This window comes from Duganella sp. SG902, assembly GCF_013376005.1.
Classification (GTDB): domain Bacteria; phylum Pseudomonadota; class Gammaproteobacteria; order Burkholderiales; family Burkholderiaceae_D; genus Rugamonas.
Window position 1 is genome coordinate 204,993 of the sequence record NZ_JABMJK010000005.1, and the last position, 14,655, is coordinate 219,647.

Annotated in this window: 17 protein-coding genes; 10 read left to right on the plus strand and 7 right to left on the minus strand. The window is 65.6% G+C overall.

Features of this window, described 5'->3' with window-relative positions; translation table 11 throughout:
* Positions 1–25: 25 nt before the first annotated feature.
* Positions 26–979, minus strand: a complete 954-nt coding sequence (ftrA, locus tag FHW83_RS13000) for a transcriptional regulator FtrA (RefSeq protein ID WP_176646773.1) — start codon at positions 977–979, stop codon at positions 26–28.
* 96 nt (positions 980–1,075) lie between these two features.
* Here ftrA and FHW83_RS13005 point away from each other — a divergent pair, with 96 nt between their 5' ends.
* On the plus strand, positions 1,076–1,468 hold the full coding sequence (locus tag FHW83_RS13005; protein WP_176646774.1) for a rhodanese-like domain-containing protein: 393 nt from the start codon (positions 1,076–1,078) through the stop codon (positions 1,466–1,468).
* Here FHW83_RS13005 and FHW83_RS13010 read toward each other — a convergent pair.
* Positions 1,465–2,073: a glutathione peroxidase gene (locus FHW83_RS13010; RefSeq protein ID WP_176646775.1), complete on the minus strand. Its 609-nt coding sequence runs from the start codon at positions 2,071–2,073 to the stop codon at positions 1,465–1,467. The genes FHW83_RS13005 and FHW83_RS13010 overlap by 4 nt on opposite strands.
* A gap of 130 nt (positions 2,074–2,203) precedes the next feature.
* Here FHW83_RS13010 and FHW83_RS13015 point away from each other — a divergent pair, with 130 nt between their 5' ends.
* Positions 2,204–3,214, plus strand: coding sequence for a PHB depolymerase family esterase (locus tag FHW83_RS13015; protein WP_229224163.1), 1,011 nt, complete (start codon positions 2,204–2,206; stop codon positions 3,212–3,214).
* Here FHW83_RS13015 and FHW83_RS13020 read toward each other — a convergent pair.
* From FHW83_RS13020 to FHW83_RS13030, 3 genes are read right to left on the minus strand one after another with little or no spacing between them, the layout of a single operon-like run.
* Positions 3,201–4,043 carry a PPK2 family polyphosphate kinase gene (locus FHW83_RS13020; RefSeq protein ID WP_176646776.1) on the minus strand — a complete coding sequence of 281 codons (843 nt, stop codon included), beginning with the start codon at positions 4,041–4,043 and terminating at the stop codon, positions 3,201–3,203. The two genes, FHW83_RS13015 and FHW83_RS13020, sit on opposite strands and share 14 nt — an antisense overlap.
* A gap of 12 nt (positions 4,044–4,055) precedes the next feature.
* Positions 4,056–5,666, minus strand: a complete 1,611-nt coding sequence (locus tag FHW83_RS13025; protein WP_176646777.1) for an NAD(P)-binding protein — start codon at positions 5,664–5,666, stop codon at positions 4,056–4,058.
* A complete protein-coding gene (locus tag FHW83_RS13030; protein ID WP_176646778.1) occupies positions 5,666–7,177 on the minus strand; it encodes a polyamine aminopropyltransferase in 1,512 nt (503 codons plus the stop codon). The genes FHW83_RS13025 and FHW83_RS13030 overlap by 1 nt, the downstream gene beginning before the upstream one ends.
* Positions 7,178–7,267: 90 nt before the next feature.
* Between FHW83_RS13030 and FHW83_RS13035 the strand changes: the two genes are divergently transcribed.
* From FHW83_RS13035 to FHW83_RS13060, 6 genes are read left to right on the plus strand one after another with little or no spacing between them, the layout of a single operon-like run.
* On the plus strand, positions 7,268–7,654 hold the full coding sequence (locus tag FHW83_RS13035) for a DUF350 domain-containing protein (protein WP_373997211.1): 387 nt from the start codon (positions 7,268–7,270) through the stop codon (positions 7,652–7,654).
* 18 nt (positions 7,655–7,672) lie between these two features.
* Positions 7,673–8,692, plus strand: coding sequence for an SPFH domain-containing protein (locus FHW83_RS13040; protein ID WP_176646779.1), 1,020 nt, complete (start codon positions 7,673–7,675; stop codon positions 8,690–8,692).
* Between the two features lie 4 nt (positions 8,693–8,696).
* Positions 8,697–10,166: a DUF4178 domain-containing protein gene (locus tag FHW83_RS13045; protein WP_176646780.1), complete on the plus strand. Its 1,470-nt coding sequence runs from the start codon at positions 8,697–8,699 to the stop codon at positions 10,164–10,166.
* Positions 10,163–10,342: a hypothetical protein gene (locus FHW83_RS13050; protein WP_176646781.1), complete on the plus strand. Its 180-nt coding sequence runs from the start codon at positions 10,163–10,165 to the stop codon at positions 10,340–10,342. Before FHW83_RS13045 ends, FHW83_RS13050 begins: the two co-directional genes overlap by 4 nt.
* A complete protein-coding gene (gene speD, locus FHW83_RS13055; RefSeq protein ID WP_176646782.1) occupies positions 10,339–10,731 on the plus strand; it encodes an adenosylmethionine decarboxylase in 393 nt (130 codons plus the stop codon). The genes FHW83_RS13050 and speD overlap by 4 nt, the downstream gene beginning before the upstream one ends.
* Positions 10,732–10,740: 9 nt before the next feature.
* Positions 10,741–11,106, plus strand: a complete 366-nt coding sequence (locus FHW83_RS13060) for a VOC family protein (RefSeq protein WP_176646783.1) — start codon at positions 10,741–10,743, stop codon at positions 11,104–11,106.
* Here the strand turns inward: FHW83_RS13060 and FHW83_RS31320 are convergent.
* Both FHW83_RS31320 and FHW83_RS13070 read right to left on the minus strand, forming a co-directional pair.
* Positions 11,073–11,765 (minus strand): type II CAAX endopeptidase family protein, encoded by a 693-nt coding sequence (locus tag FHW83_RS31320; RefSeq protein ID WP_176646784.1) that lies wholly within the window; start codon positions 11,763–11,765, stop codon positions 11,073–11,075. The two genes, FHW83_RS13060 and FHW83_RS31320, sit on opposite strands and share 34 nt — an antisense overlap.
* The gene (locus FHW83_RS13070; protein WP_176646785.1) at positions 11,762–12,391 is read right to left on the minus strand and encodes a glutathione S-transferase family protein; all 630 of its coding nucleotides are present in this window, start codon (positions 12,389–12,391) and stop codon (positions 11,762–11,764) included. Before FHW83_RS13070 ends, FHW83_RS31320 begins: the two co-directional genes overlap by 4 nt.
* Before the next feature lie 78 nt (positions 12,392–12,469).
* Between FHW83_RS13070 and FHW83_RS13075 the strand changes: the two genes are divergently transcribed.
* Both FHW83_RS13075 and rsgA read left to right on the plus strand, forming a co-directional pair.
* On the plus strand, positions 12,470–13,303 hold the full coding sequence (locus tag FHW83_RS13075; protein ID WP_176646786.1) for a helix-turn-helix domain-containing protein: 834 nt from the start codon (positions 12,470–12,472) through the stop codon (positions 13,301–13,303).
* A gap of 196 nt (positions 13,304–13,499) precedes the next feature.
* Entirely contained in the window at positions 13,500–14,549 is a 1,050-nt protein-coding gene (gene rsgA / locus FHW83_RS13080; RefSeq protein WP_176646787.1) for a ribosome small subunit-dependent GTPase A, read from the plus strand.
* The last annotated feature ends 106 nt before the right edge of the window (positions 14,550–14,655 follow it).

Here is a 14,655-nt window from a genome sequence, read left to right on the forward strand (position 1 = left end):
CAATCTCCTTCATCGAGAGAGACGGTCAGCGTAGCACGAAGCGCCGCCGGTAAGCGCCCGGTGTCGTCGCGGCAAGTCTGCGGAAGTGATGACGCAGCGATTCCTCGGAGCCGAAGCCGGCGCGCTCGGCGATCCGCGTCAGCGGCACATCCGGCTCTTCCAGCATGTCCTTGACGATGGCCACGCGCTCGCGGATCAGCCACTCGACCGGGCCGAGGCCGGTGGCCAGCTGGAACTGGCGCTGCAGGGTGCGCGGGCTCATGGCGGCGCGCTCGGCCATGCTGGCCACGGTGTGCGGCAGCGCCGGGTTGCTGCGCAGCCAGTCCATCAATTTCGACAGCCGGCCCTGCTCGCCCTGCGCCATGGGACGCGGCAGGAACTGCGCCTGGCCGCCCTCGCGGTGCGGCGCCACCACCAGCCGCTGCGCCACCAGGTTGCCGACCTTGGCGCCATGGTCGCGCCGCACCAGGTGCAGCAGCATGTCCAGCCCGGCGGCCGAGCCGGCGGCGGTGATCACCTGGCCGTTGTCCACGTACAGATGGTCGGGCTGCACATCGATCAGGGGATAACGTTGCGCCAGCCGCTCGGCGTAGCGCCAGTGGGTGGTGGCGCGCTGGCCGTCCAGCACGCCGGCGGCGGCCAGCACGAACACGCCCGAGCAGATCGAGCACAGGCGCGCGCCGCGCGCGTGGGCGGCGCGTATCCACTCCAGCAGCCGCGGCGGCGGCAATTCGTCGGCATCGCGCCAGCCGGGGATGACGATGGTGTCGCAAAGCGCCAGCAGCTCCGGCGCGTACGGCGCCTGCACGGTGATGCCGCCGGCCGCGCGGATCGGCCCCTCCTCCACCGCGCAGACGGCGAAGTCGTACCAGTCCACGCCAAGTTCCGGGCGCTCCAGCGCGAACAGTTCGACCGTGCAGCCGAACTCAAAAGTGCACAGGCGGTCGTAAGCGAGCGCCACCACGAGATGTTTTTTCATGGCGCAATCTTAACGCAGAATGGCTGATGCGCCACTTCTGGCCGTGGCGCGGCTGCCGCACAATGAGGCCATCGCTCATCACTACAGGAGATTCAGATGTCCCTCGTTACCGCCATCCCCGCCGCCGACAGCGCCGCCGCCCTGGCCCACTTCGAGGCCAGTTTCAGTTTCGAGACCGATTGCTGGGACGTGCATGACGCCCTCACCAGCGGCAAGCAGGACTTTGTGTTGCTGGACGTGCGCGGCACGGAGAAGTACGCGGCCGGCCACGTGCCGGGCGCGCTGGATCTGGCGCACCGCAAGATCATCGGCTCGAAGATCGCCGAATTTCCGGCCGATACGCTGTTCGTGGTGTATTGCGCCGGCCCGCACTGCAACGGCGCGGCGCGCGCGGCCGTGCGGCTGGCGCAGCTGGGCCGCCCGGTCAAGGTGATGCCGGGCGGGATTACAGGCTGGCTGGATGAAGGCTTCGAGCTGGTTCGGGCTTAGGAACCCAGCGCTTTTTCCACCGCGCTGACCAGTTGCTTATCGGTCGGGGTGACCTTGCTGCCGAAGTTGGTCACCACGTTGCCGTGACGGTCGATCAGGTATTTGTGGAAGTTCCAGGCCGGCGCCTTGCCGGTCGCCTTGATCAGGTTGGCGAACAGCGGGTTAGGTTCCTTGCCCGACACCACCGACTTGGCGAACATCGGGAATTTCACGCCGTAGGTGTTGTAGCAGAAATCGGCGATTTCCTTGCTGGAACCCGGCTCCTGCTGGCCGAAATCGTTCGACGGGAAGCCCAGCACCACCAGGCCCTTGCTGCCGTACTTGGCGTACAGGCCTTCCAGACCTTCGTACTGATTGGTGAAGCCACAGTAGCTGGCGGTGTTGACCACCAGAATCACCTTGCCGGCGTACTGGCACAGGTCTTGTGGGGAATCATCTTGCAGGCGCTTGAAGGTTTGCTTGAGGATGGCAGGGCAGCTGCCCGGAGCCGCCGCCGTGGCGGCTGGTGCGGCGGGCGCGGCAGCCGGCGCTTGCGCAAACGCGGAGGCGCTGGCCAGGGCGGTCAGCGAGGAAACGAGGCACAATTGGGCGATGGTCTTGGACATGATGGTCGACAGGAAAGGATGAGAAAAAAAATCATTCTAGTCCAATTTAGTGCCCCTCGCACGATTGACCCAGATTAAGCAAAATAGCCGGTTCGGAGTTACCGTTGCCTCCAGAAGGACGGAGGTGGTCATGCGAATATTTTGCCTGCTAGTACTGTGGGTCTGCGCCGCGCAGGCGCAGGTGGGGTCGCTGCCGACCATGCGCGCGGGGCAGGTCAGCGTCTCCGGCCTGTCGTCCGGCGCCTTCATGGCGGTGCAGTTCGAGGTGGCGTACTCGCGCAGCGTGATCGGCGCCGGCGTCATCGCCGGCGGCCCCTACTTCTGCGCGCAAGGCAGCGTGCTGACCGCCACCACCGTCTGCAGTTGCACCACCGACCTGCTGCTGTGCCGCGTGCGGCCCGGCGGCACCCGCGTGCCGGACCTGATCACCCTCACCGACTGGTTCGCCGCCTCGCAAACCATCGACCCCACCAGCGCGCTGGCCGGCCACCGCGTCTGGATGCTGTCCGGCGACGCCGACTCCGTCGTGCCGCAAGCCGTGATGACCGACCTGTACACCTACTACCGCCATTACGTCGACGCCAACCGCATCAGCTACCGGCGCAACCTCAACGCCGAACACGCCATGCCCACCGACAGCTACGGCAACAGTTGCCGCACGCTGGCCTCGCCCTACATCAACAACTGCCGATACGATGCCGCCGGAGAACTATTGAACTGGATCTACGGCCCGCTCAACGCGCGCAACAGCGGCGCCCTGAGCGGCCGCTTCATCGCCTTCGATCAATCGGAATTCATCGCCCTGCCCGCCTGGCACGGCATGGCGGATTTCGGCTACCTATACATTCCGGCGTCCTGCGACAGCGGCGGCGGCCTGGGCTGCAAGCTGCATGTGGCGTTCCATGGCTGCCACCAGGACCCGGACAGCATCGGCGCCACCTTTGTGCGCCACGCCGGCTACAACGCCTGGGCCGACAACAACCGCCTGCTGATCCTGTATCCGCAGACCGCCGCCACCTTCACCAATCCGAATGCGTGCTGGGACTGGTTTGCCCATGACGACACGCGCTACGCGCAAAAAAATGGCCGCCAGATGGCGGCCGTCAAGCGCATGGTGGACCGCCTGACTACACCACCGTGAACGACGACAGGTCCGGGTGCGGCGGCGGATAAGCGAGGTCCATACCCTCCAGCGTTTCCAGCAGCAGGCTGGCAATCACCATGTTGCGATGGGTCTTGGAATTGGCCGGCACCACGTACCATGGCGCGTGCGGCGCGTCGGTCTCGCGGATGGCTTTCTCGTAGGCGCGCTGGTAGTCGTCCCACTTCTCGCGCTGCTTGATGTCCTCCGGGTTGAATTTCCACTGCTTGTCCGGATCGTCCAGACGCTCCTGCAGGCGCTCGCGCTGTTCTTCCCTGGAGATGTGCAGGAACACCTTGATGATCACCGTGCCGGTTTCCGCCAGCATGCGCTCGAAGTCGCGGATCTGCGCGTAGCGGCGCTTGCACTCGTCGTCGTCGATCCAGCCCTGCACCTTGGTGATCAGCACATCCTCGTAGTGGCTGCGGTTGAAGATGGCGATCTCGCCATTCACCGGCACATGCTGGTGCACACGCCACAGGTAATCGTGCGCCAGCTCGTTGTCGGTCGGCCCCTTGAAGGCCACGGCGCGCAAGCCCATGGGGCTGACGCGGCTGAACAGCGCGCGCACCGTGCCGTCCTTGCCGGCGGTGTCGGTGCCCTGCAGGATCAGCAGCACCTTCTGCTTGTGCTGTGCGTACAGCTTGTCCTGCAAGGCGGCGATGCGGTCGATCAGCGCGGCGGTGCGCTCAAGGTCCAGCGCCTTGGCGCGCGACTTGCCAAGCTTGGGATTGGCGGCGCGGCTGGAGAAGGCCGCGTCGTCGGCGTCCTTGTCGCGCAGCTTGAGTTTCGGGGTGGCGCGGAAGCGCTGGCGGGCGTTATGTGTCATCGGTTCAGGATATCACCGCGCGGCCAACTGTGCAGCGCGATAGCCCCACCACGCGGCCTCCTCGAACACCGAAAAGCCCGACAGGTCGGCGTGCGCGAACAGGATGGGGCCATCGACCTCGCGCAGCGCCTTCATGCCGGCGTTGCCGCGGAAGTTGGGCCATGGGACCGCCATCGCGTGGCCGCGCAGCGTGATGTCGACCCGCTCCACGCAGGACGCGAACTGCGCGCCGTAGGCGGTTTTCAGATCGGCGCTGGCCAGCGCCAGCAACTCCTCCGGCTTGGCCGCCGCCATCCAATGGCGCGCGGCGCTGGCCTTGCGGTCGGACAGCGCGACATAGGCGCTGAACACGGTCTTCTCCGGCGGCCGCACGCGGATATCCTGGTGGGTGGACACCACGAAGCCCAGTCCCGGTTCGCTGTACACCACGTTGTCCCACGATAGCGGTTGGCTGGGCAACTCCTCGGGGAAGCGCTTGAGCAGGAAATTCGCCACCATCCACGGCGCGTATTCGGGCGCATGCCTGGCCGCGTCGAAACCGTATTCCGCGATGTTATCCACAACCCGCGCCGCCACATAGGTCGGCATGGCGCAAATGGCTTTGCGGGCGCGCACCAGATAGGTGGTCGGCTTGCCGTCATCCAGCTTGAAGCACAAGGCCTCCACGCCGTCCGCCGTTTTCTTCAGCGACACCGCCGTCCCGGCCATGCGCGGGATGGCGGCCGCACGCTCCATGGCGGAAGCCAGCGGCTGCAAGCCGCCCGGCCATGTCAGCCAGGCGCCGTTGCCGGCATTGGCGGCCTGGCCCCAGCGGCTGCAGTAGTAATGCAGACCGGCCCACGCCGACACCTTGTCGTAGCGGGTGCCGTAATCGTCGCGGCAGCAGTAGTTCAGATACCAGTGCAGCGTGGGCGACTTGTAGCCGTTTTGATCCATCCACTGCTTGAGGGTGATGCGGTCCAGCGCCTGCCATTGCGGATCCTCCGACGACATCACGGTCGGGAACACGAACACGCGGCGGCCATCCGCGCCATGCAGGCCGCGCAGGCGATGCACCTCGTCGAAGAAGCGCTTGTGTTCATCGAGCTCCCAACGCGGCACGCCGTCGGTGGGAATGAAGCCGTCCTGCCAGTGGCCGTTGAACAGCAACCGCTCCTCCGGCGCGTGCAGGATGAAGCGCTCGTCGTAGTAAGGCTTCTCCGCAAACGCATCCTTCTGGATGATGCCAAGGTCCGCCAGGATTTCGCGCACATGCGTGGACTCCGGCGAGGGCAACGGCAGGTAATGCGCGCCGGTCGGATATTCGTATTCGCCGAAGGCGCCGCCGGCCGCGTTACCGTAGGGCTGAGGGCCGTCGATCATCAGCACATCGGTCTTGCCCAGCTTTTTCAGCTTCCACGCGGCGGTGAGGCCGGACACACCGGAACCAAGAATCGCGATATCGGTGTGGATCACTTGCGATGGCGGCGGCAAGGCTCGGCGGTCGCGCAGGAAGTGGCCCTCATCGCGGCCGACGTAATGAACGGTCGGCGTGATCTCCTGCCAGCGCTGGAACGCCAGTCCGCTGCCGGCGGCGGCCAGCCCGGAAGCGCCAGCCCAGACCAGAAAAGAACGGCGCAGCATCAGCGGATCACCCGGCGCCAGTCCTGCTCGAATTCATGCACGAGCGACTGGGTGTTGAGGCGGTTCGGCTCCATCGCCATCGGCTTCATATCGGGCGGGAAGATGAACATCTCGCGCGTGGTATCGGCGTTCAGGTAGCGCATCGGCAGACGGTAGCTGGTGGGTGGCGTGTACTGTGCCTGCGGCGACGCCAGGATGAAACCCCACTCGCCAAACGACGGCACGTAGGCGTGATACGGGTAGGTTTTCATGCCCACCTCGCGCAGCGTGGCGTCGATGGTCCAGTAGGCGTGCGGCGCGAAAAACGGCGAGGTCGATTGCACCACCATCAAACCGTTCGCCGCCAGATGCTTGCGCACCATGCCGTAGAACGGCACCGAGTACAGTTTCCCGAGCGCGAAGCTGGAAGGGTCGGGGAAATCCACGATCACCGCGTCGAACATATCGTCGTTATGCTGCAGCCAGATGGCCGCATCGGCGTTCACCACGCGCACGCGCTTGTCGCTGAAGGAACCATGATTGAGCTTGACCAGTTCCTCGCGCCGCGTGAAGGCGCCGGTCATGGCCGGGTCCAGATCCACCAGCGTCACGTGCTCGATGTTCGGGTAGCGCAGGATCTCGCGCAGCGCCAGGCCGTCGCCGCCGCCCAGCACCAGCACGCGCCTGGCCCACGGCATCGGCTGCAGTACCGGATGCACCAGCGCCTCGTGGTAGCGGTATTCATCACGCGAGGAGAATTGCAGGTTGCCGTTGATGTACAGGCGCGTATCGTCCTTCCACTTGGTGATCACCAAACGCTGGTACGGCGTGGTGGTGGCGAACACGATTTCGTCACCGAACAGGCCATGTTCGCCCCAGTAGGTCAGCTTGTCGGCGAAGGCAAAGCCGAACACCAGCAGGCACATGACCGAGCAGGCGCGCAGCATGCGGCCGGTGATATTTTTCAGCTCTGTGGAAAACGCCTTGATTGTCCACAGGGCCACGCCGACGTTCAGCATCCCGAACAGGAAGCCGGTGCGCACCAGCCCCAGATATGGCGCCAGCACCAGCGGGAACAGCAGCGACACCGCCAGCGCGCCAAGATAATCGAAGGTCAGCACCTTGCTGACCAGTTCATTGAAAGCCGTCTTGCGCTCGTTCAGCGCGCGCATCACCAGCGGTACCTCCATGCCGACAAAGGCGCCGACCAGAAACACCATGGTGTACAACAGCGTGCGGAACGGCGCCGGCATCCACGAGAAAGTCAAAAACAGCGTGGCCGCCGATACGCCGCCAACCAGACCCACCGCCAGTTCGATATCCACAAAGCGCGCCAGCACATCCTCGTCGCGCACGTATTTGGAAAAGTGCGCGCCCACGCCCATGGCGAACAGGTAGCATCCGATAATCGTGGAGAACTGCAGCACCGAGTCACCCAGCAGGTAGCTGGACAGCGCGCCGGCGATCAGCTCATACGCCAGCCCACAGGATGCCACCACGAAGACGGAGAGGATTAGAATCTTTTTGGTCATTTACGCCAGTTTGAATTATTATTCAGTCAACCATTTTATTATCCGTCATTCCCGCGAAGGCGGGAATGACGCTGACTGCGAAGGTGCGCCGTGCCCGCCATCCTAAACTATCTGATCCACCTGCTGCTGGCCGCCGTGCTGCTGGCGGTGTTCTTCAAAGCCTACACGTGGATGACACCTTTCGACGAGGTGAAACTGATCCGCCTCGGGAATCAGGCGGCGGCGCTATCGCTGGGCGGGGCGCTGATAGGTTTTTCCATCACTATCGGTTCGGCGCTGATGCATACTGCCGATTACCGTGAATTTTTCGCCTGGGCCTTCGGCGCCATGGTGGTGCAGATGCTGGCCTACGCCATCACCACCCGCGTGCTGAATATGTCGAAAGACCAGATCGAGGCAAACAACACGGCGTTCGGCGGGCTGCTGAGTGCCATCTCCATTTCCATCGGCGTGATCAACGGCGCCTGCATCTCCTAATTTCAAGCGAGGACCATCATGGGTATCGGCAGCTTTATCAAGAAGCAGTTTATCGATGTACTGCAATGGAACGAGGACACCGACGGCGTGCTGGCATGGCGCTATCCGATGGCCGACCAGGAAATCCAGAACGGCGGCCAGCTGGTGGTGCGCGAGTCGCAGGTGGCGGTGTTCGTCAACGAAGGCCAGGTGGCGGACGTGTTCGGCCCCGGCACCCACACCCTCACCACGCAAACCCTGCCAGTGCTGACCAACCTGAAGAACTGGGACAAGCTGTTTGCCTCGCCGTTCAAATCGGACGTGTACTTCTTCAGCACCCGCGTGCAGACCGGCCGCAAATGGGGCACGGCGCAGCCGATCACCATCCGCGACAAGGACTTCGACATGGTGCGCGTGCGCGCCTTCGGCATGTACTCCTACCGCGTGATCAACGCGCGCGCCTTCTTCACCGAAATCAGCGGCACGCGCGAGACGTACACCCGCGATGAGGTGGAAGACCAGTTGCGCGGCATCCTGATGGCCACCATGGCCAGCTCGCTGGGCGCGTCGCAAGTGCCCTTCCTCGACATGGCGGCCAACCAGGCCCTGATGGCGCAGCAGGTCAAGGGCGACCTGACCACCGCCTTCGCGCGCTACGGCATCGGGCTGGACGAGTTCAACGTGGCCAGCGTCAGCCTGCCGGAGGAACTGCAGGCGGCGCTGGACGAGCGCATCTCGGCCGGCATGAAGGGTGGCATGAGCGCCGACAAGCTGGCCGGCTTCACCAAGTACCAGGTGGCCAGCGCGATTCCGCTGGCGGCGCAGAACGAGGGCGGCCTGGCCGGCATCGGCGCCGGTCTGGGCGCCGGCATGACGGTGGGCCAGGCCATCGGCCAGAGCATGGGCGCGGCGCTGGCGCCGCAAGCCGCCCCCGCGCCGGTCGAGGAGCCGATCGAGGCGCGCCTGGAAAAACTCAAAGGGCTGCTGGACAAAGGCCTGATTTCGGCCGCCGACTACGACAGCGCCAAGGCCGAACTGCTGAAAAAACTGATCGGCTAAGCGCGTGCAAATCGTTTCCTGCCCCAGCTGCGGCGCGGAGGTCAAATTCCGCTCGCATGCCTCGGTCATGGCGGTCTGCGAATATTGCAGCACGCGCGTGCTCAAGGATGCGGACGCGGTCAAGGACCTGGGCAAGATGTCGTCCGTGCTGGAGGACTACTCGCCGATCCAGATCGGCACCGCCGGCGTGCTGGGCGGGCGGCCGTTCACGGTGGTGGGCCGCATCCAGCTGCGCTATTCGGCCGGCATGTGGAACGAGTGGTATCTGTTTTTCGACGATGGCAAGACCTCGTGGCTGGGCGATTCGTCCGGCATGTACACCATTACCGCCGAGTACCAGGGCGAGGCCCAGGTGCCGCCGCTCGAGCAGCTGACGCCGGGGCGCAATTATCCGATCAACGGCGCGCCCTACATGGCGGCCGAGGTGCGCGTGGCCGATTGCGTGGGCGGCCAGGGCGAGCTGCCGTTCAAGGTGGGCGATGGCTATCAGGCGCGCGTGGCCGATTTCCGGCGCGGCGCGGAGTTCATCACGCTCGATTATTCGGATTCGCCGCGCCCCGTGATCTACACCGGCCTGGCGGTGACGCTGGACAGCCTGCAATGCCAGCTGCTGCGCGACGACGACACCATCCAGCGCGCGGCCGGACGTTATCGCGGCAAGCTCGATGCGCTCGATTGCCCATCCTGCGGCAGCCCGATCAAATACCTGCCCGGCGTGACGGCCAACCTGGTGTGCCCCGCCTGCGCCACCCGGATCGACGCCGCCAGCCCGGAGGCGCAGGTGGTGGCCGCCGGCGAGCGTGTGGCGGCCGTGCCGCTAACGCTGGAACTGGGCGCGAGCGCGAAGATCAACAACCAGGAATTCACCATCATCGGCATGATGCGCCGCGCCGACGACGAGGGCACGCAGTGGAACGAATACCTGATGTACGGCCCGCGCTCCGGCTTCTCCTGGCTGGTGGAGACCGACGATGGCTGGTCCGGCGCCAACGTGCTGGCCGAGTGGCCGGTCGCCTACACGCCGGGGGCGCCGGCGGTGGTTGTGGATAAAGTCCAGTTTTCCCGCCTGTACGACTATGGTTCGGTGGTAACGTACGCGGTGGGCGCCTTCAACTGGCGCGTGGCCGTGGGCGACCGCACGCGGGTGGAGGAATTCCAGGCCGGCCAGTTGCGGCTGGCCAGCGAAACCACGGAAAGCGAGATGACGTGGTCGCGCTCCTCGCCGGTATCGGCCGACCAGCTGGCGCTGTGGTTTGGCGCCGCCTTCAAGGGCCGCGTGAAGTCGCCCTCCAAAACCAGGCCATTCGCCAACAACCGCTATCGCAACACGGCCAAGTACATCATCTGGTTCATGCTGGCGCTGAATGCGATCCCGCTGCTGGCGAATTTTTCCGGCACCTGGTTCCTGAGCGCGATCGGCGCGCTGGCCATCTACCTGCCGGCGATTTTCTTGGATAACAACGATCAGGCATGAGTAAATTTTTCATCTACGCGATCATCGTCACCGTGCTGACCTCGGGCAGCAGCTGGCTGCGCATGGCCGGCGGCGGCGGCGCCGGCGGCGGCTATCGCGGCAGCACCTGGAGCTCGCACACCGGCGGTGGCGGCGGCAGCTGGGGTGGCGGCTCGGGCGGCGGAGGCCACAAGTGAAACTGGAATCGCTCCCCGCCGGCGCGGCCGCGTCGAACGTGCACGCGCCGTCGGGCACCCATGTGCTGGCCGATCTGAGCGGCATCGACGCCGAAAAATTAAGCAACTGCGCGGCACTGGAAACCCTGCTGCGCGGCGCCGCCGAAGCGGCCGGCGCGCACGTGCTGTTCAGCCACTTCCACGCGTTTGGCGCAGGCCAGGGCGTCACCGGCGTGGTGCTTCTGGCCGAATCCCACATCACCATCCACACCTGGCCGGAACGCAATTTCGCCGCCGCCGACATCTTCATGTGCGGCAGCGCGCAACCGGAGTTAGCGCTCGCTCTCATCAGAAAGGCCTTGCAGCCTGGGGCCGCTCACGTTCACACGTCACGGCGCGGGCCGCCGTAAGGAGACATCATGGGTCTATCCACGCTGGGCCAGATCGCCCTTCCCGTCACCAGCGCCGACCGCGCCGAGCAGTTTTATGGCGAGGCGCTGGGCCTGCCCAAGCTGTTCCGCTATGGCGAACTGGTGTTCTTCAACTGCGGCGGCGTGCGGCTGATGCTGGAGGGCGGCAAGGACAAGGTCGACGCCGGCAGCGGCGTATGCCACTACTTCAAGGTCGAAAACATCGAGGCGGTGGCGGCCGGGCTGCAAGCCAAGGGCGTCAGCTTTGAGCGCGAGCCGCACCTGATCGCCAAAATGCCCGACCATGAACTGTGGATGGGCTTTTTCCGCGATCCGGACGGTCACCTGCTGGCGGTGATGGAAGAAAAGCGCTGATCGCGGCGCGCCGCCAGTTTTTTCATCAGCGCCGGCAGGAAGATCAGCGACGAGTCGATGATCGCATGCGCGATCATGCAGGCGATCAGGTCGCGCTGCCAAAGGTAAAGCCCGGTCAGCAACGTGCCGGCAAACGCCACCCCCGCCAGATGCCTCCACGACCAGCTGCCGAGGTGGGCCAACGTGAACACCGCCAGCGGCAGCAGGGCCGCCAGCCACAGGCTGCCGGTCAATTCATGCAGGCGCTCGATCGGATAACCACGGAACATGATCTCTTCGGTGATGCCGGCCGTCAGCGGCACGGCGCAACGGAACCACAGCGGCATGTCGAGCAGTCGCGTCAGCCCTTCCGACCGGACCTCCTTGCCGGCCCGGCTAGCCTGTATCAGGCCGACGACGGTCAGCGCCAGCATGGTCAGGCCCAGCGCGGCGCCGCCCAGCCAGGCCAGATAGTTGGGCGCCGCCAAGGCAATGCCGATGCTGGCCAGCGGACGCCGTTCCCACAGCAGCACCAGCGCCAGCAGGGCGCCACAGCCGGCCCACGCCGTCGCCAGGCGGCGCAGCTGTTTGGCGCGCCCTTCCGCTTCGCCGCGCCGGACCCAGGCCAGCAGCGACGGCAGGCCCAGCGCCACCAGCAGCCCGATCACCGTGACCGTCACGCGGCGGCCTGCTCCGCGGCCAGGGCCGCGTCCTTCTCGCGCGCGGCGACGGCGGCCGGGCGGCTGTTTACGCGTTGCACATATTCCTCGATGACCGGCAGCTTGGGCACGATGCCGAACATCAGCATCCATTCAAACGCCGTGGCCCACAGCACATCCAGCGCGGTGAACCGCTCGCCCAGCAGGTACGGGCCTTTCGACAGCTGCTCGATGAGCGTGCTGAACATGGTGTCGAAATCGCCGTAGTGGCAGGCTTGCTTGTCGGCCGGCTTGTTCTTCATCCACTGGTCGACGATGGCCGGCTCGAAGCAGCTGCCGTAAAACGCCATCCAGCGCAGGTAGGGGCCGCGCTGCGGATCGCCCAGCGGCGGCGCCAGCCCGGCTTGCGGGAACAGGTCGGCCAGATACAGGTAGATGGCGACCTGCTCGGTGACGACGGCGTCGCCATGGCGGATGGCCGGCACCTTGCCCATCGGGTTGACCGCCAGATAGGCGGCTTCGCGGTTTTCGCCTTTTTTCATGTTCATCACATGCAGCTCGTAGGGCGCGTGCAACTCTTCAAGCAGCGTCAGCACGCCGGTCGAGCGCGAATACGGGCAGTGGAACAGGGTCAGTTGCTGGTTCATGCGTTTCTCCTTGGTGGCGATGAAAAACCCACGATAAATCTTGCTAAGATGGCGGTCTTGTAAAAACGCGAATCCAAAATGACGACGCTGCACAGTGTACCGCGTCCCACCCGTGGGGTGGTGAATCCGGCCGCAGGCGAGAAAGTGTTCCGGCTGGAGCACTACCTGCCGCCGGACGACCTGGCGCCGTTTGTCGATTTTTTCTGGCTGGTGGCGTGGACGCTGCCGGAGGGCGTCACGCACGTGCAGCGCACCCTGCCGCGCCACGCCATCCACGTGGTGTTCGACGCCGGCCACACCGCCATATTTGGCGTCATGAGCGGCGCGTTCGAGTACACGCTGCGCGGCAGCGGACGCGTGCTGGGCGCCAGCTTCCGGCCCGGCGCGTTTCGCGGCTTCCTGCGGCAGCCGGTGCAGTCCATCACCGACCGCGAGCTGCCCTTGTCGGCCGTGTTCGACTGCGACGACGCCGCGGCCGAGCGTGGCGTGCTGGCAGCGCCGGACGATGAGGCCATGGTCAGCGCCGCCAGCGCCATCCTGCGCACCGCCCTGCCCGCCCCAGACGCGGAGACCGAACGCATCGCCGCCATCCTGCGCGTGATCGAGGGCGAGCCGGAGATCATCCAGGTGCGGCAACTGGCGGCGCACACCGGCATCAGCGTGCGCCGCCTGCAACTGCTGTTCAAGGATTACGTGGGCGCCAGTCCCAAGTGGGTGATCCGCCGCAACCGCCTGCTGGACGCCGCCGACCTGCTGGCCAAAGGCAGCGGCATCGACCTGGCCGCGCTGGCGCAGCAACTGGGCTACTACGACCAGGCCCACTTCACCACCGACTTCGAAAAACTGATCGGCAAGCCGCCGGCCGACTACCGCCGCAGCTGCAAAGCCATTGACGCACCGGCGGCGCGGTGAGACACTGCCTGCTCCACTTCAACCACAGGAGACCAACCCATGCGCCACGTAGATATTGCCCTCCTGTCGGCTGCCTGATCACGCCAGGACACCCACCCGCTTGTTGATCCGCGCGTTATCGCGCAGCTGACTTCCCGTATTCGTCGCCCACCGCCTGGTCGCGGAGGGTATCGCTCGTCTTACTGGAATCCATATCATGATCGACATCGATTTCGCATCACTGCGCCGTATCGGCCTGAACAACACCATCGTCAGCCAGCTTCACAACCCACCGCCGGATGCCCGGCTGGTCCGCATCACCGCCATCCACCGCGAGTGGCTCACCATACACGACGGCAGCACCGAGCTGCGCGCGCGCGCCGTGCCGGCCCTGCACCGGCAGGACCTGGCCGTTGGCGACTGGGCGCTCCACACAACCCCCGCCCATGATGAACACTGGCTGTGCGCCGTGCTGCCGCCCGTCACGCGCATCGCGCGCCGGGGCAACGACGGCCGGCACCAGAGCCTGGTCAGCAACGTCGACACCGCGCTGCTGGTGATGGGGCTGGACCAGGACTTCAATCCGCGCCGGCTGGAGCGCTACCTCGCCATCGTCAAGACCGCCCAGGTCGAGCCGGTGGTGGTGATGAGCAAGGCCGACATCGCCGGGGACGTGGAACAGCGCATGGCGCTGCTGCGCCAGCGGCTGCCCGCCGGCGTCCCGCTGCTGTCCGTGAACACGCTGAGCGACACCGCCATCACGCAACTGGCGCCATGGCTGGGCGCGGGACAGACGCTGGTGTTGCTGGGCTCCTCCGGCGCCGGCAAGTCCTCGCTGACCAACACGCTGACGCGGGCGCGCCAGCAAACCGGCGGCGTGCGCCATGGCGACGGACGCGGCCGGCATACCACCACCACCCGTTCGCTGCATCTATGCCCAGGCGGCGCCTGCATCATCGACACGCCGGGCCTGCGCGGCTGGCAGCCCGACGCCGACGAGGCCAGCATCGCGGCCAGCTTCGACGACATCGACGCGCTGGCGGCGCACTGCCAGTTCCGCGATTGCCGCCACGCCAGCGAGCCCGGTTGCGCGGTGCGCGGCGCAGTCGATGAAGACCGCCTGCGCAACTATCACAAGCTGCTGCGCGAGGCGCGCCGTTGCGAGCAAACGCCGCTGGAGCGGATCGCCGAGGTCGGCAAATGGAAGGTCCTGCAACGCGCGGCCAGCGCCCGCGCGAAACACAAAGGCGGCGGACATGGCAAATAGCGGCATGCGGGGGTTCAGGAAATCCCTACACCAACTTCAGCATCGCCCGATGCTGGGCGGGGGCCGTGGTTTGTATGATGCATTGCAGGGTTGCGCCGGCCCTGCT

Bases quoted from the DNA above. Each gene is read 5' to 3' on its own strand.
- FHW83_RS13025 (WP_176646777.1), bottom strand. From the start codon at position 5,666: ATGCTGCGCCGTTCTTTTCTGGTCTGGGCTGGCGCTTCCGGGCTGGCC.
- FHW83_RS13015 (WP_229224163.1), top strand. From the start codon at position 2,204: ATGCGAATATTTTGCCTGCTAGTACTGTGGGTCTGCGCCGCGCAGGCG.
- FHW83_RS13050 (WP_176646781.1), top strand. From the start codon at position 10,163: ATGAGTAAATTTTTCATCTACGCGATCATCGTCACCGTGCTGACCTCG.
- FHW83_RS13010 (WP_176646775.1), bottom strand. From the start codon at position 2,073: ATGTCCAAGACCATCGCCCAATTGTGCCTCGTTTCCTCGCTGACCGCC.
- rsgA (WP_176646787.1), top strand. From the start codon at position 13,500: ATGATCGACATCGATTTCGCATCACTGCGCCGTATCGGCCTGAACAAC.
- FHW83_RS13075 (WP_176646786.1), top strand. From the start codon at position 12,470: ATGACGACGCTGCACAGTGTACCGCGTCCCACCCGTGGGGTGGTGAAT.
- FHW83_RS13070 (WP_176646785.1), bottom strand. From the start codon at position 12,391: ATGAACCAGCAACTGACCCTGTTCCACTGCCCGTATTCGCGCTCGACC.
- FHW83_RS13030 (WP_176646778.1), bottom strand. From the start codon at position 7,177: ATGACCAAAAAGATTCTAATCCTCTCCGTCTTCGTGGTGGCATCCTGT.
- FHW83_RS13020 (WP_176646776.1), bottom strand. From the start codon at position 4,043: ATGACACATAACGCCCGCCAGCGCTTCCGCGCCACCCCGAAACTCAAG.
- FHW83_RS13005 (WP_176646774.1), top strand. From the start codon at position 1,076: ATGTCCCTCGTTACCGCCATCCCCGCCGCCGACAGCGCCGCCGCCCTG.
- FHW83_RS13040 (WP_176646779.1), top strand. From the start codon at position 7,673: ATGGGTATCGGCAGCTTTATCAAGAAGCAGTTTATCGATGTACTGCAA.
- ftrA (WP_176646773.1), bottom strand. From the start codon at position 979: ATGAAAAAACATCTCGTGGTGGCGCTCGCTTACGACCGCCTGTGCACT.
- FHW83_RS13060 (WP_176646783.1), top strand. From the start codon at position 10,741: ATGGGTCTATCCACGCTGGGCCAGATCGCCCTTCCCGTCACCAGCGCC.